Source organism: Mycobacterium bulgaricum, assembly GCF_041287165.2.
Taxonomy (GTDB): Bacteria; Actinomycetota; Actinomycetes; order Mycobacteriales; family Mycobacteriaceae; genus Mycobacterium; species Mycobacterium bulgaricum.
On sequence record NZ_JBGGKV020000014.1, the window covers coordinates 26428 to 51420 of the forward strand.

Annotated in this window: 24 protein-coding genes; 14 read left to right on the forward strand and 10 right to left on the reverse strand. The window is 66.2% G+C overall.

Annotated features, from left to right (window positions below):
* The first annotated feature begins 17 nt into the window (after positions 1 to 17).
* Positions 18 to 728, forward strand: a complete 711-nt coding sequence (locus tag ACAG24_RS25725; RefSeq protein ID WP_370475233.1) for a CPBP family intramembrane glutamic endopeptidase — start codon at positions 18 to 20, stop codon at positions 726 to 728.
* Between the two features lie 7 nt (positions 729 to 735).
* Here the strand turns inward: ACAG24_RS25725 and ACAG24_RS25730 are convergent, their stop codons facing one another.
* From ACAG24_RS25730 to ACAG24_RS25745, 4 genes are all read right to left on the reverse strand, one after another.
* Positions 736 to 1848, reverse strand: a complete 1113-nt coding sequence (locus ACAG24_RS25730) for a PE-PPE domain-containing protein (protein ID WP_370475234.1) — start codon at positions 1846 to 1848, stop codon at positions 736 to 738.
* Between the two features lie 591 nt (positions 1849 to 2439).
* Positions 2440 to 3066 (reverse strand): NlpC/P60 family peptidoglycan-binding protein RipD, encoded by a 627-nt coding sequence (gene ripD, locus ACAG24_RS25735; RefSeq protein WP_370475235.1) that lies wholly within the window; start codon positions 3064 to 3066, stop codon positions 2440 to 2442.
* A 197-nt stretch (positions 3067 to 3263) separates the two neighbouring features.
* A complete protein-coding gene (gene tpx / locus ACAG24_RS25740; RefSeq protein ID WP_370475236.1) occupies positions 3264 to 3761 on the reverse strand; it encodes a thiol peroxidase in 498 nt (165 codons plus the stop codon).
* A 43-nt stretch (positions 3762 to 3804) separates the two neighbouring features.
* Positions 3805 to 4488, reverse strand: coding sequence for a DUF899 domain-containing protein (locus ACAG24_RS25745; RefSeq protein ID WP_370475237.1), 684 nt, complete (start codon positions 4486 to 4488; stop codon positions 3805 to 3807).
* A gap of 102 nt (positions 4489 to 4590) precedes the next feature.
* Here ACAG24_RS25745 and tenA point away from each other — a divergent pair, with 102 nt between their 5' ends.
* From tenA to aceA, 6 genes are all read left to right on the forward strand, one after another.
* A complete protein-coding gene (gene tenA / locus ACAG24_RS25750; protein ID WP_370475238.1) occupies positions 4591 to 5301 on the forward strand; it encodes a thiaminase II in 711 nt (236 codons plus the stop codon).
* A gap of 140 nt (positions 5302 to 5441) precedes the next feature.
* Entirely contained in the window at positions 5442 to 5822 is a 381-nt protein-coding gene (locus ACAG24_RS25755; protein ID WP_370475239.1) for a hypothetical protein, read from the forward strand.
* A gap of 110 nt (positions 5823 to 5932) precedes the next feature.
* Positions 5933 to 7201, forward strand: coding sequence for a GTP cyclohydrolase II (locus ACAG24_RS25760; protein ID WP_370475241.1), 1269 nt, complete (start codon positions 5933 to 5935; stop codon positions 7199 to 7201).
* On the forward strand, positions 7198 to 8424 hold the full coding sequence (locus ACAG24_RS25765; RefSeq protein ID WP_370475242.1) for a URC4/urg3 family protein: 1227 nt from the start codon (positions 7198 to 7200) through the stop codon (positions 8422 to 8424). Before ACAG24_RS25760 ends, ACAG24_RS25765 begins: the two co-directional genes overlap by 4 nt.
* On the forward strand, positions 8424 to 9050 hold the full coding sequence (gene upp / locus ACAG24_RS25770) for a uracil phosphoribosyltransferase (RefSeq protein ID WP_370475243.1): 627 nt from the start codon (positions 8424 to 8426) through the stop codon (positions 9048 to 9050). The genes ACAG24_RS25765 and upp overlap by 1 nt, the downstream gene beginning before the upstream one ends.
* Positions 9051 to 9127: 77 nt before the next feature.
* Positions 9128 to 11416 carry an isocitrate lyase ICL2 gene (gene aceA, locus ACAG24_RS25775; protein ID WP_370475244.1) on the forward strand — a complete coding sequence of 763 codons (2289 nt, stop codon included), beginning with the start codon at positions 9128 to 9130 and terminating at the stop codon, positions 11414 to 11416.
* 144 nt (positions 11417 to 11560) lie between these two features.
* Here the strand turns inward: aceA and ACAG24_RS25780 are convergent, their stop codons facing one another.
* Positions 11561 to 12565: a helix-turn-helix transcriptional regulator gene (locus tag ACAG24_RS25780; protein WP_370475245.1), complete on the reverse strand. Its 1005-nt coding sequence runs from the start codon at positions 12563 to 12565 to the stop codon at positions 11561 to 11563.
* A 405-nt stretch (positions 12566 to 12970) separates the two neighbouring features.
* On the reverse strand, positions 12971 to 13750 hold the full coding sequence (locus ACAG24_RS25785; protein ID WP_370475246.1) for an O-succinylbenzoate-CoA synthase: 780 nt from the start codon (positions 13748 to 13750) through the stop codon (positions 12971 to 12973).
* A 36-nt stretch (positions 13751 to 13786) separates the two neighbouring features.
* Between ACAG24_RS25785 and ACAG24_RS25790 the strand changes: the two genes are divergently transcribed.
* Positions 13787 to 14530 carry a glutamine amidotransferase gene (locus ACAG24_RS25790; protein WP_370475247.1) on the forward strand — a complete coding sequence of 248 codons (744 nt, stop codon included), beginning with the start codon at positions 13787 to 13789 and terminating at the stop codon, positions 14528 to 14530.
* A 7-nt stretch (positions 14531 to 14537) separates the two neighbouring features.
* On the opposite strand, the gene ACAG24_RS25795 is transcribed toward ACAG24_RS25790, so the two are convergent.
* Entirely contained in the window at positions 14538 to 14912 is a 375-nt protein-coding gene (locus ACAG24_RS25795) for a group I truncated hemoglobin (RefSeq protein WP_370475248.1), read from the reverse strand.
* A 101-nt stretch (positions 14913 to 15013) separates the two neighbouring features.
* A complete protein-coding gene (locus tag ACAG24_RS25800) occupies positions 15014 to 15307 on the reverse strand; it encodes a Dabb family protein (protein WP_370475249.1) in 294 nt (97 codons plus the stop codon).
* Between the two features lie 71 nt (positions 15308 to 15378).
* Here ACAG24_RS25800 and ACAG24_RS25805 point away from each other — a divergent pair, with 71 nt between their 5' ends.
* Together ACAG24_RS25805 and katG are read left to right on the forward strand one after the other, a co-directional pair.
* Positions 15379 to 15849 carry a Fur family transcriptional regulator gene (locus tag ACAG24_RS25805; RefSeq protein WP_370475312.1) on the forward strand — a complete coding sequence of 157 codons (471 nt, stop codon included), beginning with the start codon at positions 15379 to 15381 and terminating at the stop codon, positions 15847 to 15849.
* Positions 15850 to 15885: 36 nt separating this feature from the next.
* Complete coding sequence (gene katG, locus ACAG24_RS25810; protein WP_370475250.1) at positions 15886 to 18084, forward strand: catalase/peroxidase HPI; 2199 nt, start codon at positions 15886 to 15888, stop codon at positions 18082 to 18084.
* A 77-nt stretch (positions 18085 to 18161) separates the two neighbouring features.
* Here the strand turns inward: katG and ACAG24_RS25815 are convergent, their stop codons facing one another.
* A complete protein-coding gene (locus tag ACAG24_RS25815; RefSeq protein ID WP_370475251.1) occupies positions 18162 to 18851 on the reverse strand; it encodes an Rv0518 family GDSL lipase in 690 nt (229 codons plus the stop codon).
* 61 nt (positions 18852 to 18912) lie between these two features.
* The gene (locus tag ACAG24_RS25820) at positions 18913 to 20127 is read right to left on the reverse strand and encodes an acyltransferase family protein (RefSeq protein ID WP_370475252.1); all 1215 of its coding nucleotides are present in this window, start codon (positions 20125 to 20127) and stop codon (positions 18913 to 18915) included.
* Positions 20128 to 20407: 280 nt separating this feature from the next.
* On the opposite strand from ACAG24_RS25820, the gene ACAG24_RS25825 reads away from it, so the two are divergent.
* The 4 genes from ACAG24_RS25825 to ACAG24_RS25840 all read left to right on the forward strand — a co-directional run bounded on the left by ACAG24_RS25825 (position 20408) and on the right by ACAG24_RS25840 (position 24756).
* Positions 20408 to 21577, forward strand: a complete 1170-nt coding sequence (locus ACAG24_RS25825) for a PP2C family protein-serine/threonine phosphatase (RefSeq protein WP_370475253.1) — start codon at positions 20408 to 20410, stop codon at positions 21575 to 21577.
* 77 nt (positions 21578 to 21654) lie between these two features.
* A complete protein-coding gene (locus tag ACAG24_RS25830) occupies positions 21655 to 23181 on the forward strand; it encodes a sensor histidine kinase (protein ID WP_370475313.1) in 1527 nt (508 codons plus the stop codon).
* Positions 23178 to 23618 carry a response regulator gene (locus ACAG24_RS25835; RefSeq protein ID WP_370475254.1) on the forward strand — a complete coding sequence of 147 codons (441 nt, stop codon included), beginning with the start codon at positions 23178 to 23180 and terminating at the stop codon, positions 23616 to 23618. Before ACAG24_RS25830 ends, ACAG24_RS25835 begins: the two co-directional genes overlap by 4 nt.
* Position 23619: 1 nt before the next feature.
* Complete coding sequence (locus tag ACAG24_RS25840; RefSeq protein ID WP_370475255.1) at positions 23620 to 24756, forward strand: alkaline phosphatase family protein; 1137 nt, start codon at positions 23620 to 23622, stop codon at positions 24754 to 24756.
* Positions 24757 to 24993: the final 237 nt, after the last annotated feature.

The window sequence follows — 24993 nt, forward strand, 5'->3', positions numbered from 1 at the left end:
TGCACTAACGTTTGGCCGTGGAAGCTCAACCGCAGTCTGGACGCCGTCACCGGTGGGGTTTGGGCGCATTCCTCTTCGTAGAGGTCGCCTATCTGCTGACGTCGGTGCTTGTCGCGCTCCCGTTCGCCGGCTCCGAACTGGCGCACGTTTCCCTCCTTCTGCTGGTCGTCGGCGTCCCGAGCATTCTGGCGGCCGTGTTGGCGATCATGATCACCCGGTGGCGCGGCAACGGACCGCGCATCGACCTTCGGCTCCAATGGTGCTGGCGCGCAGCGGGACTGGGTCTGCTGTTCGGAACAGTGGGTCTCTTCGTGACGATTCCGGCATCGCTGCTGTGGACCGCGATCGTCGGCGCGGATGCCAACTCCGCCGCGGGTGAGGTGTTCGGGGCCGCGCGCGGGACGTGGGCCTGGGCCGTGGCGGTGTTCGTTCTCATCGCGATCGTCGCGCCGATCTGCGAGGAAATCCTCTACCGCGGACTGCTGTGGGAGGCGGTGGACCAACGCTGGGGACGGTGGGTCGCATTCGGGGTCACGACCGTCGTGTTCTCGGTCGCCCATCTCGAACTGACCAGGACCCCGCTGCTCCTGGTGGTGGCGATCCCGATCGGGTTGGCGCGCTTGTACTCCGACAATCTGTCCGCGAGCATCGTGGCCCACCAGGTGACCAATCTGCTGCCGGGTCTGGTGTTGATGTTCACTGTCGCGGGCGCCATGCCGGCGGCCTGACGTATCGCTATTCCGACGACGAGTCGGAGTCGTCGTTTGAGCCGGAATCTTGGTCCGCCCGGGTCTCGTTGTCGGCTTGCGCTGCCGAGGATTTCGTGGACTTGCGGTCGTCCCGTGTCGAATCGGCGCCTTCGGCGTCGGCGTCGTCTCCGCGCGCGTCGTCGGCCTCGTCTTCGCCCGCGGACTCCTCGGTCTCGGTCGTCGTGTCGGGCGCCCCGTCCTTGTCGCTGTCCTCGTCCTCGTCCTCGTCGACCGTGTCGCCGTCCACAGCGATCGGCGATGCGTCGAGTTCCGCGGTCAACTCCGCTTCCGGCTCGTCGAGGACATCTTCCTCAACCGCCGGGGAGGCGAATCGCGCTGCCGTAGGGCTGAATTCGTCAGTGTCGTCTGCGGTCCCGAAGAGTGACCCCAGAACCTCGTCGTGCCATCTGGGGTGGATGAGACCGGGATAGTCACGGTCGTAGGCTTCGTCGATCGCTTTTTTGAGCGGGCCGTTGAGAGCGTCGGCGAGCTCGTCGAGGCCGAGCATGCGCAGCGGCTCCAGCAGCGGAAGGTTCTCGCGCCGAATCAGCACGTAGGTGGTGTTCCCCTCTTTCCACACCAGCTTTTCGGCGGTCTCGAGGTCGATGTTGTTGTAACCCGGGATGTGGAAGTAGGCAAATCCGGCCAAAGCGTTGGCGAGCGCAAGAAGGTTGCGCGGGTCGGTCGGGAAATCTGCAGCGCCGTCGTACTCGATGGCGATGTCGACGACGTCGTATTCGGTATGTGGCGTGGGCTCGGCGAAACCGCTCCGCACGCCGCCGTACTTGCGCTTCGGGTTTGCGGCGAGAACGAACGACAGCTCGTCGGGATCGGGGGCACCGGCGCTTCCGGCGGTCTCCTGAAGCCAGTGCGTGGCGATCGTCGCTCCTTGCGAGAAGCCCACAACCACCGTCGGCGGCGCGGCGGTGGCGAGGGCGCCGCGAAGGGCCCGCAACCCGTCTTCCTCAGCCCCCTCGGAGACCCCGGAGTTGTATTCGACCGACGTGCATGAATTACCCGAAGACTCCGAACAGAACGACCCACGGAAGATTTCGTCCATCTCCCAGTCGATCTTGCCGCCGAAGGTGTATCCCGTCACGGTGAGTACATTTGCTGCCAGCGCGTACGGCGTCGGGGCTGCGATGCTTGCTGCAGCAACTGTTGCAGCGCCAGCCGCAGCGAGTATTCCGCGCACGTGAAATCCTTACGTGGGACTTCCAGCAACGCTGGAAAGTGGGTGATCCAGGCGAGACGACATTAATCGACGCCCGTCAATCCCACAATATTTCCGGTCAATCGGGGGCTCGTGCATGGAAAACGCCCGCGTCGACTCGCGATGCCGCGCCGCCCTCACCTGGGGCGCGTGACATTGTCACGCCGCGGTCAGGCAAGCTCGCCCTGCCTGGCTGGCGAACCCGGGGACTATTGGGTGCAGCGCCCGGTGACGGGCGGAATTCCGTTTGCTGTCGAAAAGGTTAACAACACATGCTGAATTCGACAGCGGTGTCAAAGCTGTTGTCTCCGTGACGCTTTCGCGGTAGCCGCAGACTCTGGCCCGCCGCCGGCGAGCAGGCCACTCGACGCGAACTTGAGGCCACTGCGAAGTTCGTCGAGGCTGATCGGGTCGTCGGATTCGATGTAGCGCAACGTCGTCGCCTACAAGGTGCCCGGGGCCGTCCGGCCCTGAACATCATGCAATGATGCGGACGAGGTAGGGCGTCATCTCCTTGGTGCGCACCGGTGAGACCGCGACGCCGGCATCGGTCGTCTCCACCATCTGGCCGTTGCCAATGAACAGCGCCACGCTCTGCGTGCCCTCGGGGCCGTAGAAGATCAGGTCGCCCGGCAGCGCCAGCGAGGGCACGACCTTCTGTCCGACCTTGTACATCTCACCCGAGGAGCGCGGAAGCTTCACGCCGACACCGGCATACGCGTAGACCATCAGACCGGACGCGTCGAATCCCACGACCTCCATCCGCGGGGCGGGCGCGGGGACCGAGGGCAGGGACGGCGCAGTGGCGTTGGGCGCGACGCTCGGAAGGTTCAGACCGGGCGCCAGATCCAGCGACTGGGCGTCGACCTCCGCCTGGTCGGGAACGGCAGACTCAGCCTCGGGTACCGCCACGGTGCCCTTGCTCGGACCCGACGCACCGCCGCCGCCGTAGGCGAACGGCACACCGCGCTGAGAGAGCGCTCGGGCGACGACGGCCTCGACCGCCTTCTGATTGGTCGCTGACCGTGCGGGCTGGGCCGTCGCCAAGCCAGGCGTCGCCAGCAGGAGGGCGAGACCGATGACCAAGACCAAGACGCGTCGCATTGCACTTTCCCGCTTTCCGCAAGCCAGCGCCGTTGTTTGACGCTGGACTCATTGATTAACAACAGTCACTATGACCACTTCTACACCACCCGAAGCGGTGTAATTCCGTCGTCGCAGGACGCTGGATCAAGGAGATGCGGTACCGGGACCGAATGGTGACCTATCTCGGCGCGTCGCCCTCTAGGGTGTGTCGCGCCTCACCCGTTGAGCGCGGCCAGGGCCGCGTCGTAATCGGGCTCCTGCCCGATCTCGGGCACCAGCTCGGTGTAGATGACGTTGCCGTCGGCCCCGACGACAACCACTGCGCGGCCGAGCAGGCCGGCCATCGGGCCGTCGACGATCCTGATCCCGAAGTCGTCGCCGAAGCTGTCACGAAAGCCGGAACCGGACGTCACGTTGTCGATGCCTTCGGCGCCGCAGAAGCGCTTCTGTGCAAAAGGCAGGTCGTTGGACACGTTGAGCACCGCGACCCCACTGGATGCCGCGGCCTCGTTGAACTTGCGCACGCTGGCAGAGCAGACAGGCGTGTCAACCGACGGAAAGATGTTGAGCAGCAGAGGCTTGCCGCGGAACTGCTCGTCGGTGACTGTGCCGAGATCGGTCCCGGTGAGGGTGAATCCGGGCGCCGCAGATCCGACGGCGGGCAGCTCACCGACGGTGTTGATCGGATTTCCACGCAAAGTTATCTGTGCCATGGCCACAGTCTGCCAAGCGCGACCGATCCCGTCGCGGCGGGGTTCACGGACCGTACAGGCGCGCGACGTCCGGCGAGTCCAGCCACCTCGAATACGTCGGGCTCTTGGGCCAGCCCTGCGGGGAGTCCTGCCACTGCTCCTGGCGCCCCCACGGCAGCACGTCGACCAACGGAAACGTGTAACTGAGCTGTTCGGTCCCGCGGCCGTTGGTGTGCCACGTCCGGTAGACCGTGTCGCCGGCCCGCAGGAAGACGTTGACGCCGAAGCCGGTCCCCGGAGCCGCGTCGACGTCGGCGGCGAACGAACTTTCCGACGACGAGTACCACTCCATGGCATTGCCCACCTTCTCGCGGTAGGCCAGGGCCTCGTCGATGGGTCCCGCGGTGACGATCACGAACTTGGCGTCGTAGTTGTCGAGAAAGTCCAGCCGCACGAACTGAGAGGTGTAGCCGGTGCAGCCGCCGCACTGCCACTCCGCGCCGTCGTTCCACATGTGGTTGTAGACCACCAGCTGAGAACGGCCGTCGAAGATGTCGACGAGCCGAACCGGGCCGTCGGGGCCGACGAGCGTGTAGTCCGGCATCTCGACCATGGGCAGGCGTCGGCGCTGCGCCGCGATGGCGTCGAGTTCGCGGGTCGCCGCCTTCTCGCGTTCGCGAAGTTGGTCGAGGGCCGCGCGCCAGGTGTTCGCGTCGACCACAGGCGGCAGAGCTGTCGTATCGGTCATTACAGTCACCCTCCGGCAGGCTTTTCGTTGTCGGTCGTCTTTATCGACCGCCCGTCCGCCGGAAATTCATCGCAGTGCTTGCGCCCTCGGAAGGAAACTGACATGCCCGTGGCCCCGCGAATCGGCCGCAACGACACCGGCAACGGAACGAGCACGTGGACCGGGTCGCTCTGGAACGAGATCGCCCCCATCTATGACGCGATACTGGATCATCCGTTCATCACGGGCCTGACCGACGGCAGTCTGCCTGCGGACGTGTTCGCCGGTTACGTCGCCCAGGATGTGCACTATCTGCGCACCTACTCCCGCGCACTCGCCGTCGTCGCCGCCAAGGCGCCCACGCTGGCCGATACGGCGATGTTCTCGCGGCATGCCGCCGAGGTTTTCGATGTCGAGCTGTCGCTGCACGGTGAGCTGTTGCCCGCGCTCGGTCTGTCGGCCGACGCTGTGGACGCCGCGCCCGTGGCGCCGACGACCCTGGCGTACAACAGCTACCTGCTCGCGACCGCCTATGGCGGTAGCTTCGCCGACGGGCTCGCCGCGGTACTCCCCTGCTACTGGATCTATGCCGAGGTCGGCGCGGAGCTGCTGACCCGAGGTTCGACCGATGTGCGCTACCAGCGCTGGATCGACAGCTACGGCGGGGAGGAGTTCGCCGCCACCGTGACCGAGGTGCTCGCGCTCGCCGACCGCATCGGACCTGCCCTCACCGCTCCCGAGGAAGCGGCCGCCCGCGCGCATTTTGTGACGACGTCACGCTATGAGTGGATGTTTTTCGACGGCGCGTACCGTCGCGAGTCCTGGCCGGTGTGAGTAGTGGGCCGCACCACCCGCGACAGCAGTGCACACGTCGTCGCGAATTGAAGTAGTCCGCTACGCGTGTCTGCCGGCTCGCACGTCAGCAGCCTTGGTGACGCACGAACAATCGTGCGCAACAACCAAGGAGGTCCGTCATGTTGAGCAGAATCACCACGAAATCGGTGATGGCTGCGGTTATCGCCGGGGCCGCGGCGCCCGCAATACTTTTCGGCGCCGCGGCACCGGCGTCGGCCGATGTCGTCAACGGCAATCCGACGCTGTTCTTCGCGCCCTTCCCCGGTGGGCTGCGCGTCACCGTGCAGAGTTTCACGCCGGAGGACACCAACTGCACCTACAACGCCAATTCGATCCGCCGGGACTTCTTCCTGAAGGGCTTCGGCATCGAGAACCAGCAGGCGAATTTCCCGAACGCCAAGGCGGAGCTGGTGTTCCCCGGTGTGCCGCTCTTCAAGAAATGGAACGTCAACGTCGTCTGCCAGAACGGCAAGTCGACATCGGTCGAACAGTGGTATTGAGTCGCGGGTCGCGGGCCCCCGGCGCCTCGGGAGATCAGAGCCGAGGCGCCTGGGCCCCCTACTGACTATGCTTGCGGATTCCCGTCGAGTGAGCAGTTGCGAGGAGGTCGATGTCTCCCGACGCCGCACCACCACCTGCCCGGTCCTCCCCCGGCGGGCACATCAGGTTGACATCGCACAGCGGAGGCACCGATGCGCCCGGGTTGTGTTGGGGCGCCCCGACACCTGAGCAGCGCGGCCCGGTCGTCGGCACGACCACCACGCGCGGGCACCGCAACGTGGTCGGCACCCACAGCGGTGCCTACGGTGTGTACCGGGCGCTCGCCGTCGCGGCCGGCAAGCTCTCTCGTGAGCACCGGGCCGATCTGACGAACACCTCGCCCACCGACGTCATCGGCCCGTACCCGCAGTGGACGGACCCCGAAGCCATCGTCAGCCTCGATCCATGGGGCGCCCTGGTCGCCGACGTCTTCGCCCGTCACATCGCCGATGGTCTGGACGTCCGCCCGACCATCGCCGTCACCAAGGCGCAGGTGATCCTGCCCGAGGTCCACGACGCGATCGCGAAGGCGCGACTGATCCCCGACGGGCGGGTACTGCTGGCGACGGGGGCGGCGCAGGTGACCAAAGCGGCCATCGAGCCTGTGTGGTATCTCCCCGGTGTCGCCCAGCGGTTCGGCTGCAGCGAGACCGATTTGCGCCGAGTGCTTTTCGAAGAGACCGGGGGCATGTACCCGGAACTCGTCACGCGCTCCGATCTGGACGTCTTCCTCCCGCCGATCGGGGGGCAGACCATCTACATCTTCGGCGACCCCCGCGCTCTCGCCGACCCCGCTGTCGAACTGACGGCCCGGGTGCACGACGAGTGCAACGGCTCCGATGTGTTCGGTTCGGACATCTGCACCTGCCGGCCATATCTGACGCACGCCATCGAGGAGTGCATCCGGGGCGCCCAGCGTGGCGGCGTCGGCCTGGTCGCCTACTCCCGCAAAGAGGGCCGGGCCCTCGGCGAGGTGACGAAATTCCTCGTGTACAACGCGAGAAAGCGCCAGGTCGGCGGAGATACTGCCGACCAGTACTTCGCCCGTACCGAATGTGTGGCGGGCGTCCAGGACATGCGGTTTCAGGAACTGATGCCCGACGTGCTGCACTGGCTCGGCATCCGCCGGATCCACCGCCTGGTGTCGATGAGCAATATGAAGTACGACGCGATCACCGGATCGGGAATCGAAGTGGGCGAACGGGTTTCGATTCCCGACGAACTGATTCCCGCCGACGCCCAGGTCGAGATCGACGCCAAGACCGCGGCCGGTTACTACACGCCGGGGGCGGTGCCCGACGTCGAGGAGCTGAAAAAGGCCAAGGGCCGGGGGCTGTGAGGTCGGGGGAAGAGCGGAAGGCTGCCGCGCTGCTGCGGACGACGGACGCGGTACGGGAGCGGTCGGTGCAGCTCTTGCAGCGCGCGCGCAGCGGTGAATCGCTCTGGTTCACCGTCGACGATGCCGCCCTCGGCGCAGCCGCCGAAGAGGTCGCCGCGCTGACCCGGGAACGCTTCCCGGACCTGGATATTCCCTATCACAGCAGGTGGCGGCATTTCGAAGCCGGCGGCGTGGACCGCAAGTCCGAGCTGGACGCGCGACTCGACGGCGGCGGCACGGAACGGGCGCGGGCGATGGTCGACCTCACCGTGGTGAGCGTGCTGCTCGACGCCGGAGCCGGGGCCGACTGGGCCTACGTCGAGACGCGGGACGGGTCGAGCTCCCGCTACAGCCGCTCCGAAGGCCTGGGCGTTGCGACCTGGCACGGCTTCGTCTCGGGCGCGTTCTCCAGCGACCCTGCCCGACCCCTGCAGGTCGACGCGAACGGCCTGCGCGCGTTGACGGAGGCGCGGCTGGCCGAGATCTTCCAGGTGACGCCGAACAATCCGCTGGTGGGTCTGGGCGGCCGCGTGGCGCTGATGCGCAGGCTCGGGGATGGGCTGGCCGCTCAGCCCGAGCACTTCGGTGAGCACGGCAGGCCGGGCGGCCTGTTCGAGGCGCTGGCGAGTTGCGGCGAGGTGCGCGCCCACGACATCCTGACGCTCCTGCTGTCTTCGCTGTCACCGATCTGGCTGTCGCACAACACCATCGGAGACATCCCGCTCGGCGACTGCTGGCGACACGAGGCGGTAACGGGGCCCGGGCTCACGGCGGGCTGGATGCCGTTTCACAAGCTGACGCAGTGGCTGACCTACTCGTTGATCGAGCCGTTCGAATGGGCGGGTATCGATGTGCTGGACATCGATGCCCTGACAGCACTGCCCGAGTACCGCAACGGCGGTCTGCTCCTCGACAGTGGGGTGCTGGCCCTGCGCCATTCCCCGGGCCCCGGTCAGACGTGGGAACCCGGGCATGAGCTGATCGTCGAATGGCGCGCATTGACGGTGGCCCTACTCGACGAGTTGGCGCCCCTGGTTCGCAGCTGCCTCGGTGTCGACGCGCAGCGGATGCCGCTGGCGCGCGTCCTCGAAGGAGGTACCTGGGCGGCCGGGCGCGCGGCGGCGCAGCGCCTACGCCGCGGGTTGCCTCCGCTGTCGGTCACAAGTGATGGGACGGTTTTCTAGTGGCGGTGCACGTCGTGGATCATCCGCTGGTGCAGCACAAACTCACGCTCATGCGGCGGAAAGAGGCTTCCACCAACAGCTTCAGGCGACTGGTGCGTGAGGTGTCGGCGATGATGGCCTACGAGGTGCTGCGCGACGTCGCGGTCCACGAGGTAGAGGTGGAGACGCCGCTGGAGGTCACGACAGGCACCGCGATGGACGGCAAGAAGCTGGTCTTCGTGTCGATCCTGCGGGCCGGCACCGGCATTCTCGACGGCATGCTCGAGGTGGTGCCGTCGGCGCGGGTGGGCCACATCGGCCTGTACCGCGATCCGAAAACCCTTATCGCGGTGGAGTATTACTTCAAAATGCCCGGTGATCTGCATGAGCGTGATCTGATCGTGGTGGACCCGCTGCTGGCCACCGGCAACTCCGCGATCGCGGCAGTGGAGCGTCTGCGGGAATACCGTCCGAAGTCGATCAAGTTCGTCTGCCTGCTGACGTGTCCGGAAGGCATCGCCGCGATGACGCAGGCGCATCCGGAAGTTCCGATCTACACCGCGGCCATCGACCGCGAGCTCGACGAGCGGGGCTACATCCTGCCCGGCCTGGGCGACGTCGGCGATCGGATCTTCGGCACGAAGTGATTCCGGCCCTACCAGCCAAGTAACCCAGGACCTGTCGGAACGCTCCCGCCGGCCACCCGACGGTCGTAGGGTGGGTTATGGCCATCATCGAAGCTGACCTTCAGCCGCAGACACCCTTCGAGCGCGATGTCGCCGAGACCCAGCGCTACTTCGACAGCCCCCGCTTCGAAGGCATCATCCGTCTGTACACGGCTCGGCAGGTCGCAGAGCAGCGGGGCACCATTCCCGCGGACTACCCGATCGCCCGTGAGGCGGCGACCGCCTTCTACCCGCACCTGCGCGAGCTGTTCGGCAACGGTCGCAGCATCACCACCTTCGGTCCGTACTCCCCCGGCCAGGCCGTGGTGATGAAGCGGATGGGTATCGAGGGCATCTACCTCGGCGGCTGGGCGACATCGGCGAAAGGATCGATCAGCGAGGACCCCGGCCCGGACCTCGCGAGCTATCCGCTCAGCCAGGTGCCCGAAGAGGCGGCAGGCATCGTGCGGGCGCTGTTGACAGCGGACCGCAATCAGCAGTACCTGCGATTGCAGATGGACCCCGAACAACGTGCGGCAGCGCCCGAATACGATTACCGGCCGTTCATCATCGCCGACGCCGACACCGGTCACGGCGGTGATCCTCACGTGCGCAACCTCATCCGCCGTTTTGTGGAGAACGGTGTGCCGGGTTACCACATCGAAGACCAGCGCCCCGGCACCAAGAAGTGCGGGCACCAGGGCGGGAAGGTGCTGGTGCCCTCCGACGAGCAGATCAAGCGCCTCAACACCGCCCGCTTCCAGCTCGACATCATGAGAGTGCCCGGCATCATCGTCGCGAGGACCGACGCCGAGGCGGCCAACCTGATCGACAGCAAGGCCGACGAGCGCGATCAGCCGTTCCTGTTGGGCGCGACGAACCTGAAGATCCCGTCGTACAAGTCGTGCTTTTTGGCGATGGTGCGTCGGTTCTACGACAAGGGCGTCACCGAGCTGAACGGACACCTTCTCTATGCCCTGCCGGACGGCGAATACGCCGTCGCCGAGGCGTGGCTGGAGCGGCAGGGCGTGCTGGCCGTGATCGACGAGACCGCGGCGGCGTGGCAGGACGGCCGCGAAACCTCCGTGGACGCGGCTTTCGACAAGGTCGAGTCGCGTTTCGTCGACGCGTGGCAGGACGATGCCGGCCTCAACACCTACGGCGAGGCTGTCGCCGAACTGCTGGAGTTCCGCGAGCGTGAAGGTGAGCCTTCGGCGATGAGCGTCGCGGAATGGCGCGCGTTCGCCGAACGCGCACCCCTGTACACCGCGCGGGCGAAGGCCAAGGAGCTCAGCGCCGACGTCGCCTGGGACTGCGAGCGGGTCAAGACCCCGGAGGGCTACTACCAGGTCCGCGGGGGCATCCCGTACGCGATCGCCAAGTCGCTGGCCGCGGCGCCGTTCGCCGACATCTTGTGGATGGAGACCAAGACCGCCGATCTGGCCGACGCGAAGCAGTTCGCCGACGCGATCCATGCGGTATATCCGGACAAGATGCTGGCCTACAACCTGTCTCCGTCGTTCAACTGGGACACCACCGGAATGTCCGATGAGCAGATGCGGGCATTCCCCGAGGAGATCGGCAAGCTGGGCTTCGTCTTCAACTTCATCACCTATGGCGGGCATCAGGTCGACGGTGTGGCGTCGGAGGAGTTCGCGACCTCGCTCCGTCAGGAAGGCATGCTGGCGCTCGCCCGGCTGCAGCGGAAGATGCGCCTCGTCGAATCCCCCTACCGCACACCGCAAACCCTCGTCGGTGGACCACGAAGCGACGCCGCGCTCGCCGCGTCGTCGGGCCGGACGGCGACGACGAAGTCGATGGGCAAGGGCTCGACCCAGCATCAGCACCTCGTGCAGACCGAGGTGCCGAAGAAGCTGCTGGAGGAATGGCTCGGCCTGTGGAGCGAGCACTACGAGTTGCCCGAGAAGCTGCACGTGCAGTTGCGTCCGCGGCGTGCGGGTTCCGACATCCTGGATCTCCAGATTCTGGGCGACGGAACCGAACCACTCGCCAATGTCGTGGTCGATCCGATCAAGGACCGGCACGGACGCAGCATCCTGACCATCCGCGACCAGAACACATTCGCCGAGCACTTACGTCAGAAGCGGCTGATGGACGTCATCCACCTGTGGCTGATCCACCGGTTCGAGGCCGAGATCGTCTACTACGTGACTCCGACCGAGGACAACATCTATCAGACCGACAAGATGAAAGCGCACGGAATCTTCAGCGACGTCTACCAGGAGGTCGGAGAGATCATCGTCGCCGATGTGAACCAGCCGCGGATCGACGAACTCCTGGCCCCTGACCGAGAGGCCCTGACCCGCCTGATCAGCAAGCAGGACTGAGGCGGCGCAGCCGCCAAGCCTCCGTCGCGGCCGAAAGCGCCACCAATGGCGTTCTGCCGCAACCGATCCCACGTCGCTTCTGGCGGATGCATGGGTCCAGTCAACGCCGCGGGGGTGTGGCAGTGCAACTGGTTTTCGGTGGACCTAGACGAAGATCGAGTCGAGCCCGACTTCTGTGCGCCGTTCGGCGGCAGGCGATCGGTGCAGCGTGGCGGACGGAGTTTCTCCGAAGCGCTCGCGGTAGCGGCCGGCGAAACGCCCGGAATGGCCGAACCCCCATCGTGTTGCCACCGCGGCCACCGAGGTGGACGCAGCGTCGGCGGCTATGAGGTCGGCGTGCGCGCGCAGCATCCGTACGTCGCGCAGATGCTGCATAGGGGTGCAGTCGCGGTATCGGCGAAACATCAGCTGCAAGGAACGCGTCGACGTGTGAACGGCTTTGGCGACCGAGGTGATGGTGACGTCGGTGTCGACATGCTGTTCGATGTACTCGATGGCTTTCGCGAGTGGGGCGGGCATCGGCTCGTGGTCGTCGGGTGCGTGTAATGCCCTGTGCGGGAACGTCGTCAGCATCACCGCGGCGAGGTGACGCGCAAGAGAGCTGGCCACGAGTGGATCCGTGGACGCCGACGGATCGGTGACTGCCAATGCGGTTGCATAGTCGATGGCGTTGGCCATGCGCCGTCCGGCCTCCACCGAGACAGGCGCCTGCCCCAGCAGTTCCACGCGCTGCGACCCTCCCGACGATGAGCACGCCACGGCTTCGAGAACCCTCCGGTCAATGGGCACGACCGTGTAATGCTGTGCGCGACCGCAACTGGTCCCTGCGACGGGACGGTCGCTGACCGCCCCGATGGCCGCGACGTCCCCTTCGGTGAAGACTTCGGGCGAGCGGTCACCCTGGGCGGCCTGCACCACTCCGGAGTGAATTCGTGTGAGCAGTATTCGGTCAGACGGGTGACGCTGGAAGCGGAAATCGACGCCGACGACGATGTCGTCGATGGTTATCGACCCGACGTGCGAGCGCTGCAACCGTCCACTCAAACCGGACGGTCCGCGGTCGAGGGGGGAGACCCTCAGCGCGTAGGTCTCAGCGAATACCTCGTCGGCTTTCGTCGCGTCGTGCCTATCCACCAGAGCCGCGTCCACTCGTACCTCCTGACATCGCAATGCAGGTCTCGCCGAACCTGATTATCCGCAAAACGAAGGCAGTGATCAGCGATGTCGGCAAACTTCGAGAATTTCGGTGCGCAACTTTGGGGAAGGGGCCGCGCACGGCTTCGTGATGCAATTGTTTGCAGCACGGGGGCAGTCGACGGCGCCACGCCGAGCAGCGAAATGTCGAGGACTGCTTGATAAGTCACATTAGGCGCGGTGATCTGCAGTGCCGTTGGACAGCCAACCCGGCGTGACATCTTCTGCAACGAAGCGATGTTCGTTGACAGAAACTCCCCCGCTCGCGTCGGGTCGTTCGGCCCCGCGCGCCAATTAGTTGAAAAAGGAAACAGGTATCGCCCTCATGGGGTCTGCGATTAAGGAAAGGCGTTTCTTCGCTTACATCAGGGCCGCGGCGCGGTGCAGTAGTGCGTGCCAACCCGACACCCGGGCGGGGTCGGTGACCAGGAAGCGATCGAGCCGCCCCGGATCGGGCGCTGCGGGCATCGGCGCTGCGGGCAAAAATCCGTCTGCGGGTAACAGAGACCGCGGCGACGACACGATGTCGGACTCGCCGAGCCAGCGGGGAACGGGGCCGCACGCGAACGGCAGCTCCGGTAGTGATGCCGCAAGTGCGACGTCAGCGGCCAGGCCGATACTCGTCGCCCCGGTGAAGTCCACGACTGCGGGAAGGCCGAGCCTTTCGAAACGGCGCAGCGCGCGTCGCACTCCCCCGAGCTCGCCGCACCTGAGGATGGCGATGTCGGCGCTTCCCGGAGCGGCAGCGAGCAGCAGCGCGTCGACCGCGACCGGCACGTCGACGCGCTGCCGAACGGCCTGCGCATCGGACGCGTTCCGGCAGACCAGCTCGACGAATTCCGATGTCGGCGCGAGCCGTCGCACCTCGGCGACGGCGTCGTCGACGTGATGCACGACGACAACGGGGCGCGTCGCGGCCTCGGACACCGGAATGCGACCTCGGACCGCGTCGGGCCAGCCCACGGTGCTCGGTTCCATGGCTGCGGTCAGCCAACGTGCGGCGACCGCGTCGTCGACCCCAGCGGGCGGACTGAACTCACCCCAGCCCTGCGGACCGTCGAGCAGCACGCCTTCCCGGACGCCGTCGGCGGTCGGTACGGCGAACACCGGGGCGTAGTCGAATTCGATGAGCGTTCTCACTGTCGGACAAAGTTAACCCGTCGCTACTCTGGGCCCGTGGCCGACGCCCCATTTTTGCTGTTGTCGATCCGTGGCGAGGACGAAGCCGCCGACGACGAGTACCGGGCGATGATGCGTTTCACCGGGCTGGACGAGGCGGGCATGCCGCGGATTCGGCTCACCGACCGTGAGCTCGGCGACGTCGACCTCTCGCAGTGGTCGGGCATTGTTCTCGGGGGCGGGCCCTACAACGTCAGCGACGATCCCGAAAGCAAGTCGACGACGCAGCACCGCGTGGAGGCCGAGCTCGCCGCGCTGCTTCGCGACATCATCGCGGCCGATTTCCCTTTTCTCGGTTGTTGTTACGGCGTCGGCACGGTGGGCGCGGCGGTCGGCGCCGTCATCGACCGGTCGCACAGTGAGCCGGTCGGCGGGGTGACCGTCGATCTGACCCGCGAGGGGCACCGAGATCCCCTGTTCGCCGGCCTGCCGGACACTTTCGACGCGTTCGGTGGGCACAAGGAGGCGGCGTCTCTACTGCCCGACGGCGTCGTCAGCCTGGCCACCTCCGCCGACTGCCCCGTGCAGGCGTTCCGGGTCGGCGCCAACGTGTATGCCACACAGTTTCATCCCGAGCTCGACCTCGACGGGATCTGCACCCGCATCGATGTCTACAAGGATTACGGCTATTTCGCACCGGAGACCGCCGAATCTCTCAAAGACGCTGCGCGACAACGCAAGGTAACTCATCCGATGGAGATTTTGCGCCGGTTCGCGCAGCGCTACTCCAGGCCGCTGTAGCGCTGGGTCAGCTGGCTTGCGAGGCCGCGTCCGAGGACACGACCTCGTCTTTGAGCGGAGCGAGCTTCGCGCCGATCTGCTCGATGATGGATCCGCTCACCCCCAGATCGCTGAGGGTTTCGATGAGGTGATCCACCACCCTGTCGAAGTGTATGGCCTGAATGTGCCACTGCGCGTGGCTTTCTCGCATTGATCGGCCGAGATAGGGTTCAGGGCCGCCGATTGCGGCGGCGATGAACGAACGCTGGTGTCCTTTGAGGCGCCTCATGTCGACACCGTCGAAATACGGCGTCAGCGCGGGGTCGGCGATCAGCCTGCGATAGAAATCGTCGACAGCTGCCGCAACGGCGGGAGGTCCGCCGATCTGGTCGAAGACGCTCATCACGAGAGAGTGTCCGTCTCCCGTAACGCCCGGCCGCGCCGGGCTTTCCGAACGCGTTAACTTGTCCTCACCGTCGCCCCTCGTGCGCGGTGAGGATGCGGTCAGGTCTCGGGGATCTCCACTTGTGCGCGGGCGATCTGATCCACGAAAGGTGCCAGCCGTGCGCGGAGCTCGTTGTGGGCGGCGTCCTCGTCATACTCGCGATAGGCGGCGGCGTCGCGGAAGTCGACCACGATGACGAAATCCCAGTTACCTTCTCGTAGGCCCGCGTCCGTGCCGACGGTGAACCGGATCATCCCCGGGATGTTCAGATGGCGCAGACCGTCCTGGATGCGCTCGATCTCGGCGGCGTCGTAGCCCGCCTTCAGCTTGGCCAGAACCACATTTCGGATCACGGAGGCACCTTAACAGGGGGCTCTAATCGACCTGATTAATTCTTGACTGAGTCCAGAAAAGGCGGTAGAACATCTTCGTGACCTCGGACTACGCGGAGCTGATTCGTAGGACTCCGCTGCGCGTGACCCGTCCGAGGGTAGCTGTGCTGGAGGCGGTCGCAGGGCTGGCGCACGCCGATACCGACACCATCTTCGGTACGGTCCGCGACGTCCTCCCTGATGTTTCTCGGCAGGCCGTCTACGACGTTCTGGCAGCACTGACCACTGTCGGCCTCGTGCGCCGGATTCAGCCCTCGGGATCGGTCGCTCGCTACGAATCGCGGGTGGGCGACAACCACCACCATGTCGTGTGCCGGTCCTGCGGCGTCATCGCCGACGTCGACTGCGCTGTCGGCGAGGCGCCGTGCCTCGTCCCGGCCGACCCTGCAGGCGACCTCGACGGGTTCGTCGTGGACGAAGCCGAGATCGTCTATTGGGGCACGTGCCCGCGCTGTTCGGCGGCCGGGGGTTCGACAGAAGAAGTTTCCCGATCACATCCGTGATCGCAGCCCGACGCACCATCCACGGAAGGAATCGCATTGCCCGAGACAAGCCCCCCCATCGGTGAGGCGCAGACCGAGCCCGCAGCGGCCCAATGTCCGATGCTGATCAAGCCTCCCGTCGAGGGTGGCAGCAACCGCGACTGGTGGCCCAACGCGGTGAATCTGAAGATTTTGCAGAAAGATCCGGAAGCGATCAATCCGCTGGATCCGGACTTCGACTACCGCGAAGCCGTCAAGACCCTCGATGTCGACGCACTCGCCGCCGACGTCGACGCGGTCATGACCGACTCGCAGGACTGGTGGCCCGCCGATTTCGGCCACTACGGCCCCTTCTTCGTCCGCATGACGTGGCATGCTGCCGGCACCTACCGGGTGGCAGACGGCCGCGGCGGCGGGGGCAAGGGCATGCAGCGATTCGCACCGCTGAACAGCTGGCCCGACAACGTCAGCCTCGACAAGGCCCGCCGCCTGCTGTGGCCGGTCAAGAAGAAGTACGGCAAACAGCTGTCCTGGTCGGATCTGCTCGTGTTCGCGGGCAACCGCGCATTGGAGAAAATGGGCTTCAAGACGGCAGGTTTCGCGTTCGGTCGGCCCGACTACTGGGAGCCCGAAGAGGACGTCTACTGGGGTGCCGAGCACGAGTGGCTGGGGTCGCAGGAACGTTACGCCGGCGCGGGCGGTGACCGGACCAAGCTGGAGAATCCGCTCGGCGCAAGCCATATGGGCCTCATCTATGTCAATCCCGAAGGCCCGGAGGGCAACCCGGATCCGCTGGCGGCGGCCACCGACATCCGCGAAACGTTCGGCCGGATGGCGATGAACGATGTGGAGACCGCAGCGCTGATCGTCGGCGGGCACACCTTCGGCAAGACCCACGGCGCCACTACCGTGGAGAACGGCCCCGAGCCCGAGGGTGCGACGCTGGAGGAGCAGGGCCTGGGATGGGCCAACTCGGGCGTCGGCAACGACACGGTCAGCAGCGGCCTCGAGGTGACCTGGACGCATACCCCGACCAAGTGGGACAACAGCTTCCTGGAGATCCTGTACAGCAACGAGTGGGAGCTCACCAAGAGCCCTGCGGGTGCCCACCAGTGGCAGCCCAAGGACGGCGGCTGGGCCAACTCGGTGCCGATGGCGCAAGGCAAGGGCCGTACGCACCCGGGCATGCTGACCACCGACCTGACGATGCGGATGGATCCGGGCTTCGAGAAGATCACGCGCCGTTGGCTCGATCATCCCGAGGAGCTCGCCGAAGAGTTCGCCAAGGCGTGGTTCAAGCTGCTGCACCGCGACATGGGGCCTGTGGTGCGCTACCTCGGGCCGCTGGTTCCCCAGGAGACCTGGCTGTGGCAGGACATCATCCCGGCGGGCACCCCGCTCAGCGATGCCGACGTCGCGACGTTGAAAGGCGCGATCGCCGACTCGGGTCTGACGGTCTCGCAATTGGTTTCGACCGCGTGGAAGGCGGCTTCGTCCTACCGCCACAGTGACATGCGCGGTGGGGCCAACGGCGGCCGGATCCGGCTGCAGCCGCAGCTGGGCTGGGAGTCGAACGAGACCGACGAGTTGACGCAGGTGATCGCCAAACTGGAGGAGATCCAGAGCTCGGCCGCAGTGGCGGTGTCCTTCGCCGATCTCGTCGTCCTCGGTGGTGTCGTAGGCCTCGAAACAGCCATCAAGGCAGCCGGATTCGATATCGAGGTGCCATTCACCTCGGGTCGCGGCGATGCCACCCAGGAGCAGACCGACGTCGAGTCGTTCGCCTACCTGGAACCCAAGGCCGACGGCTTCCGCAACTACGTCGGCAAGGGTCTGCCGTTGCCCGCCGAGTACGAGCTCATCGACCGTGCCAACCTGCTGAACCTGACCGCTCCCGAGATGACGGTCCTGATCGGCGGTCTGCGGGTGCTCGATATCAATCACGGTGGCACCAAGCTCGGCGTGCTCACCGACCGGCCGGGACAGCTGACGAACGACTTCTTCGTCAACCTGCTCGACATGTCCACCAAGTGGGGACCGTCCCCGGCCGACGACGGCACCTACGTCGGCAAGGATCGCGCCACGGGCGCCGACAAGTACACGGCGAGCAGGGTCGACCTGCTGTTCGGGTCGAACTCACAGTTGCGTGCGTTCGCCGAGGTGTACGCCGAAGACGACGCGAAGGAGAAGTTCGTCAAGGACTTCGTCGCCGCGTGGACCAAGGTGGCCGACGCCGACCGTTTCGACCTGAACTAGAAACAGTCGAGGGGCGCCCGACCAGGATTCCCTGGATGGGCGCCCCTCTTCCATGTCCGCCCGATGCGGAGCGTGGCTCAGAAGGGGTGCAGTTTGGAACTGATCAGCGGCGCGATCTTCTCCGCCATGTACGCGTGTCCGGCGTCGGTCGGGTGGACCCCGTCCTTGCCGATCAGCTCGGGTCTGCCCGCGAACCAGCGGGCCGCGATCGGATCGACGAAGGTGGCCCCGGCCAGGTCCGCCTGATAGCTGAGCACATCGCGGATCCTCAGGACCTCCGGCGGTGGATCGGTGGTGGGCCATGGCGGGCCGATGACGAGAAGCTCGGCCGAGCGCGCGATCTGGCGTGCCAGCCGCAACGTGCCGTACATGGCCACAGACAGCCTGGTGGGCTCCACCTGCATGTCGTTGCGCGACCCGAAGAACACCACGAGCACGTCGTCGGGTTTGACGGCACGAATGGTGAGGTCCTCGAACACGCCGCCGCGATTGCCGCGTGTGCAGTACCCGGCGCCTCCCTCGGCGGCAACGGTCGGCGACACGGCGATCCCGTGCTCGGTGAGCTCCTCCCACACACGCGGCGTCCAGCCCCTCGAACCATTGCCGCCCTGATCGCTTCCCGTGGTGTAGGAATCGCCGATCACGGCGACGCGGTTGCGCGCGAAGTCGGTGTAGCGCACCTCTCGCTGCTGAATGTCGGGTACCGGTGTGTACGCGGCGCTGAAGAGCACCGCGAGGGAAAGCACCGCTGTCAGAAGGCGACTCACTTCACCAGCCTAGGGTTGGTGGACTCTTATTGCCCCGACGACTCGCCGCGTTCCCGTACCGCTAGCCGGCCCGCGCCGCGACGGATTGCAGCCTACCGGCGGGCTGCTCCACCGGCCCGGAGGCGCGCGGTTTCTTCGGTTCGATCATTCGCCTCATCCACCGCCGGGCCGGCTCCTCGACACCGTGATACAGCAGCGCCGCCGCGATTCCGGCGAACAGGATCAGGCCCGCGACGACCAGCTTGGACCACCAGCTGGGCGTCAAATCGAAAGAGAACTGCAGAACGGCCCAGTTCCACGCCGTGTGCACGATCTCGTGGACCATGTAGAGCCCGAAGGAGATGTGGCCGAGGTAAACCATCACCTGCGTCGACAGCAGAGCGGGCAGCGTCCCCGCACCCACCGACAGGGTGATGACGAACGGGACGAAGAGCACGTCGACCAGACCGCCCGCATCGATCATCTCCCCTGGTGGCCACGTGTCGAGAAGGTAGAGCCCGCCGACAATCGCGGCGGCGAGCACCAGCGACATCACGCCGGCCGACTTCCTGGCCCGGTCGGACAGCACGAGCTTGCGTACTGCCGCACAGGCCAGCGCGCCTGCGGTGAACTGCATGACGATGCGCGGCAGCCAGCTCCACGGGGTGTAGAAGACGCCGTGAGCGAGCAGCAACAGGGTCGGGGCCATCGCCGCGGCGATCGCCAGCCAGAAGAGACCGCGCGCCCGCGTCGCGGCGGCGATCCGGAAGATGATGAGCACGAGTCCGCCGAACAGCAGGTAGGCCAGCCATTCCGCGCTGATCGACCACGCGGGCCCGTTCCAGCTCGACCCGTCGAAGTACGGCTGGAACCACAGCTGCACGAGGAAGAACTGCTTCAGCCAGTTCAGGGCGTTGAGCGATTCGATGACCGGCGGGGGCAGCGGGTAGGCGCCGACGTACAGGGTGAAGATCGCGAACGCCGCGGCCAGGTGCATCGTCACGAGGTACACCGGCCACACCCGCGCCAACCGCAACCACAGGAAACGCAGCGTGTCCCCCGTGTTCCAGGCGCCGCCCATCCGGTCGAGGTAATTCCACGTCAGGACGAAGCCGCTCAGGATGAAGAACAGGTCGACGCCCTGCGCCCCGGCGTTGAGTACGGGTGCGAGCGCCTCACTGAAGCCGGGCGCCGCCTCTGCCACGATCGGACGGAAGTGGAAGAGCACGACCCACAACGCGGCCACGATGCGCAGGCCCGACAGGGCTCGGATCTCCCCGGTGCGCACACCACTCATTTCGTCAAGATTTCGATCGGCTTCCAGGCGGCATCGTCATCGGCAGTTGACAGGCCGGTCCCTCGATGAAACGACGTCTACGTCAGAGCGGTCTCCTCGTCGTGAGACCTGTCGGAACCGGCGACCGGTCGCAGATTACCAGCGACCCCAACCGGCGGACGGCGCGCAACGCCGTCCGATGTGTTGTCCAAGTGGGATGGGGCCCAGGTATTCTCCTCAGAATTGTCAATCGAACATATCGGCCCGCGCGGTGCGCGCGCCTGCAAGGATGCCGGGGAACATGATTGCCCCGAATGACGCCGAGACGCTGTCGCTGCTCCTCGTCGAGGACGATCGTGCCGACGCGATCCTCGTCGAAGAGTTGATCGCCGACGCCGGGGTCAGCATCGATGTCGTCTGGGCCGAATCGATGGCCAGGGCGGAGCAGGAGATCGCGATCGCCCGCCCCGACTGCATTCTGCTCGACCTGCATCTGCACGACACCGACGGAATCGACGGCCTCAATCGCATCGCCAAGCAGGACGGGACCATCCCGGTAGTCGTTCTCACCGGGCTCAACGACGAGCACTTCGGCGTGCTGGCGGTCTCGGCCGGCGCGCAGGACTACCTCGTCAAAGACCGTGTCGACCCCGAGGTGCTGCGCCGCGCGGTGCTGTACGCGATCGAGCGCAAGCGCGCCGAGCTGACAGCAGTGGATCTGCATGCAAGCCAGCTCCGCGCTCGCGAGAACGCCCGTCTCGAACGCGGCCTGCTCCCCTCCCCGCTGCTGCTCGGGGATCCGGGTGTCGAGATCGTCAGCCAGTACCGTCCCAGCCGGGAGAACGCGCTGCTGGGCGGTGACTTCTACGACGTCGTCCAGACGCCGGACCGCACCGTTCACGTGATGATCGGCGACGTCGCAGGCCATGGAGCCGACGAGGCCGCGCTCGGAGTGGCGCTGCGCATCGCATGGCGTGCCCTGACCTTCGCCGGCCTCCACGGCTCCGACCGGATGAATCAGCTGGAGCGAATTCTGAGGGCCGAACGGTCCGGCCGGGGAATCTTCGCGACAGTGCTGAGTTTGAGGATCCCCCCGACGGGTTCGACCATCACCGCCGTGCGCGCTGGGCATCCGGGAATGCTGCTGCACGGCGGCGGCACCGTGGAGTGGGTCGAGCCGCCGGGCGGCCCGGCATTGGGACTACACGGCCGCGACTGGGTGCCGCAGCAGGTCGAACTTCCCGAAGGCAGTGGGCTGGTCCTGCTCACCGACGGGTTGTTCGAAGGGCACATCGGCAGGGGCAACGAACGCCTCGGCGAAGCCGGACTGCTCGAGCTCGCCCGGTCCCTGGCGCATCTGCCGGGCCGTGCGTTCGTCGACGCGCTCATCAACGCGGTCGAGGAGCGCGCAGCGTCGAACGGCGGCATCAGCGATGACATCGCCGTGGTCCGGGTAGAACGGATCCCGTGACTCGTCCGCAACAGCGGCGTCGTGGTCTGGCGGCCGCACTGACCGTGCAGGGCTGGCAATACGTCGTCCTGTCGGTGATGGGGTTCGTCGTTCTCGTCGGCGGGATCGCGGTGGCCGTCCTGCTGAACCGCACCGACCAGGTCTCGTCGCAGCTGATCGAGAACATCCAGCCGTCGCGGGTGGCGGCATACCAGTTGCAAGCGGCGCTGCGGGACCAGGAGACGGCGGTGCGCGGCTACCTCATCACCGGCGACCCGCAGTTCCTTGACCCGTATGACCAGGGGCGGCTGACCGAACAGCAGGCCTCGGCCGACATCCGGTTGCTGGAGCAGAATCGCCCCGACCTGCTCGACGACCTCGACCAGATCGAATCGGCCTCGGGGGCGTGGCGCGTGAACTACGCCGAACCGCTCATCGCCAGTGTGCGGGAGGGCGCCCCCCAGGCGGTCGACACCGAGGGCCTCGGTAAGCGCGAATTCGACCGCCTGCGAGCGCTTTTCGACACTCAGAACCAGCATCTGGCGGATGCCCGAAACGCCGGCATCGTCGAGCTCGACCAGATTCGCAGCTGGCGCAACGGCGTGCTCATCGCGATGCTGATCGCCTTCGCGGTGACGATCGTGATCCTGGCCGTACTGACGCGACGCGCGTTGGTGCGTCCGCTGGATGCGCTGGCCGCGGCCTGCCGGCGTATCGCCGAGGGCAGCTTCGCCGAACGCATCGTCGCGCAGGGGCCCAGGGACATTCGCGCTATCGCCAACGACGTGGAGTACATGCGGCAACGGATCGTGGACGAACTCGATGCGTCACGAGCCGCCACCGAGGCGCTCGACATCCATGCCGAAGAGTTGCGACGCTCCAACGCAGAGCTCGAGCAGTTCGCCTACGTCGCCTCGCACGATCTCCAGGAGCCGCTTCGGAAGGTGGCGTCGTTCTGCCAGCTCCTGGAGAAGCGCTACGGCGAAAAGCTCGACGAGCGCGGCACCGAATACATCGGTTTCGCCGTCGACGGAGCCAAACGTATGCAGGTCCTCATCAACGATCTGCTGACCTTCTCCCGCGTCGGCAGGCTCAACGCAACCGAAACCGAGGTCGATCTCGACGCCACACTGGACGGCGCGCTGGGCAACCTGTCCACTGCCGTGGAGGAGTCGGAGGCGGTGATCGTGCGGCCCGCCGACGGCCTGCCGACAATCAAGGGTGATCCGACACTGCTGGCGATGCTGTGGCAGAACCTGATCGGCAACGCCGTGAAGTTCCGGCGCGACGGCGTCGCACCACGGATCGTCATCGAGTGCGCCCCGAGCGTCGACGGCACCGGCACCGGCGATGGCAGGGAATGGTCTTTCACGTTGACCGACAACGGGATCGGAATCGCCCCCGAGTTCGCCGAGAAGGTCTTCATCATCTTCCAGCGTCTGCACGGACGCGACGCGTACACGGGAACGGGTATCGGCCTTGCGCTGTGCAAGAAGATCGTCGAGCACCATGGCGGGAACATCTGGATCGACACGACCTACACCGAAGGCACCCGCTTCCGGTTCACCCTGCCGGTGGGGGCGGATGACACGGCGGATCCCCTCCTGGAAGGATCGGCTACATGACATCGGGTGAACGCGCCATCGACGTCCTGCTCATCGAAGATGACCCCGGGGACGAGCTGATCACGCGCGAAGCGTTCGAGCACAACAAGATCAAGAACACCCTGCATGTCGCCCACGACGGCGAGGAAGGGCTGGACTTCCTCTACCGGCGCGAGCCGTACCAGGACGCGCCGAGGCCGGATCTGATCCTGCTCGATCTCAATCTGCCGAAATACGACGGACGGCAGCTGCTCGAACAGATCAAATCCGACCCTGAGCTCAGCCACATCCCGGTGGTCGTACTGACCACGTCCTCGGCAGAGGAAGACATTCTGCGCAGCTACAAGCTGCACGCCAACGCCTACGTCACCAAGCCGGTGGACCTCGATCAGTTCATGAACGCGGTGCGCCAGATCGACGAGTTCTTCGTGCAGGTGGTCCGGCTCCCCCAGTTCTGACGTGGAGCCGCTGCCCCGCCCCGATCCGGCCGTCCCGCACCTCGCCGACGTGGCGCCGTCGGTGCTCGCCGCGATGGGCGTGGCCGGCTTCGAGACGCGCATCCCCCTTCACCACGACGTCGCCGGCGCGTGCGTGCTCCTCATCGACGGACTGGGCGCGGAACTGCTGGACAGCTTCGCCGACGACGCCCCGGTGCTCGCCGGCATGCGCGGCGCCACTCTTCAGGTCGGATTTCCGGCGACGACAGCGGCCGGACTGGCCGCTGTCGGTACCGGGTGCCGATCCGGGGAACACGGCATGGTCGGCATGACCTTCCGGCTGCCCGACGTCGGGGTGATCAACGCGCTGCGGTGGCGCCCCCACCCGTGGGGTGACGATCTGCGGGACCGTGCGCTACCGGAGGCGGTACAGCCCCGGGCGACGGTGTTCGAAAAGGCGGCGTCGGCGGGCGTCGCCGTGAGCGTCATTTCCGGCGCGCAGTTCGCCGGCTCCGGGCTGACGAGGGCCGCTCTGCGGGGCGGCACCTTCGTCGGCGTGCACACGATGGGCGATCTGGCCGCCACGATCCGCTCCGTGGTCGGTGACAGGGGGTTCTGCTATGGCTACCACGCGGACCTCGACCTGGTGGGGCACCTGCACGGCCCCGGTTCCGAGGCGTGGCGGCTGCAGCTGAGGCAAGTCGACAAGCTCGTGGAATCGATCGTCGAGGGCTTACCTGCGGGCGGGCTGCTGGCCGTGGTCGCTGATCACGGCATGGTCGCCCTCGATGCGAACGTGGTCGACCTGGACGCCAGTGATGAGCTCACAGCAGGTACGGAGGCCATCGGCGGCGAGGTGAGAGCCCGCCATGTCTATGTTCGCCCCGGCGCGCAGGAGGACGTGCTGGCCGCCTGGCGCGCGATTCTCGGCGAACGGGCCTGGGTGGCGGCCGGCGACGAAGCGGTCCAGGCAGGGTGGTTCGGCGAACATGTGACCGACGATGTCCGTCTTCGAATCGGGGATGTCGTGGCCGCTGCGACGGGCTCAGCGGGCATGCTCCGCCGCACCGCCGAACCGGTCGAATCTTCGCTGGTAGGCCAGCACGGCTCCCTGACATCGGCCGAACAGCGCGTCCCGCTCCTGCTCGCCCGCCGCTGAACGGCTGCCCGGGCGCACTCGGCTCCTGCGGGCAAACCCGTTTCGTGGAGGCCTCTTCGAGCCCGCGATGCTGCCGATCGCCACCGAAAGTTGTTCAAAGTGTTTGTCGTTCATCATCTTTGGCGATTTGGTACACGCAGTGGACGTGCCATTTCAATGTGTGCTCTACGCAACAGTTTTCGTGATTCATCTGATCGATACACATGAATTGTGCCCGCCGTCACAGATTTTGGACCA

Bases quoted from the DNA above. Each gene is read 5' to 3' on its own strand.
- ripD (WP_370475235.1), bottom strand. From the start codon at position 3,066: ATGCGACGCGTCTTGGTCTTGGTCATCGGTCTCGCCCTCCTGCTGGCG.
- tpx (WP_370475236.1), bottom strand. From the start codon at position 3,761: ATGGCACAGATAACTTTGCGTGGAAATCCGATCAACACCGTCGGTGAG.
- ACAG24_RS25745 (WP_370475237.1), bottom strand. From the start codon at position 4,488: ATGACCGATACGACAGCTCTGCCGCCTGTGGTCGACGCGAACACCTGG.
- tenA (WP_370475238.1), top strand. From the start codon at position 4,591: ATGCCCGTGGCCCCGCGAATCGGCCGCAACGACACCGGCAACGGAACG.
- ACAG24_RS25755 (WP_370475239.1), top strand. From the start codon at position 5,442: ATGTTGAGCAGAATCACCACGAAATCGGTGATGGCTGCGGTTATCGCC.
- ACAG24_RS25760 (WP_370475241.1), top strand. From the start codon at position 5,933: ATGTCTCCCGACGCCGCACCACCACCTGCCCGGTCCTCCCCCGGCGGG.
- aceA (WP_370475244.1), top strand. From the start codon at position 9,128: ATGGCCATCATCGAAGCTGACCTTCAGCCGCAGACACCCTTCGAGCGC.
- ACAG24_RS25795 (WP_370475248.1), bottom strand. From the start codon at position 14,912: ATGAGCGTCTTCGACCAGATCGGCGGACCTCCCGCCGTTGCGGCAGCT.
- ACAG24_RS25820 (WP_370475252.1), bottom strand. From the start codon at position 20,127: ATGAGTGGTGTGCGCACCGGGGAGATCCGAGCCCTGTCGGGCCTGCGC.
- ACAG24_RS25825 (WP_370475253.1), top strand. From the start codon at position 20,408: ATGATTGCCCCGAATGACGCCGAGACGCTGTCGCTGCTCCTCGTCGAG.
- ACAG24_RS25830 (WP_370475313.1), top strand. From the start codon at position 21,655: ATGGGGTTCGTCGTTCTCGTCGGCGGGATCGCGGTGGCCGTCCTGCTG.
- ACAG24_RS25835 (WP_370475254.1), top strand. From the start codon at position 23,178: ATGACATCGGGTGAACGCGCCATCGACGTCCTGCTCATCGAAGATGAC.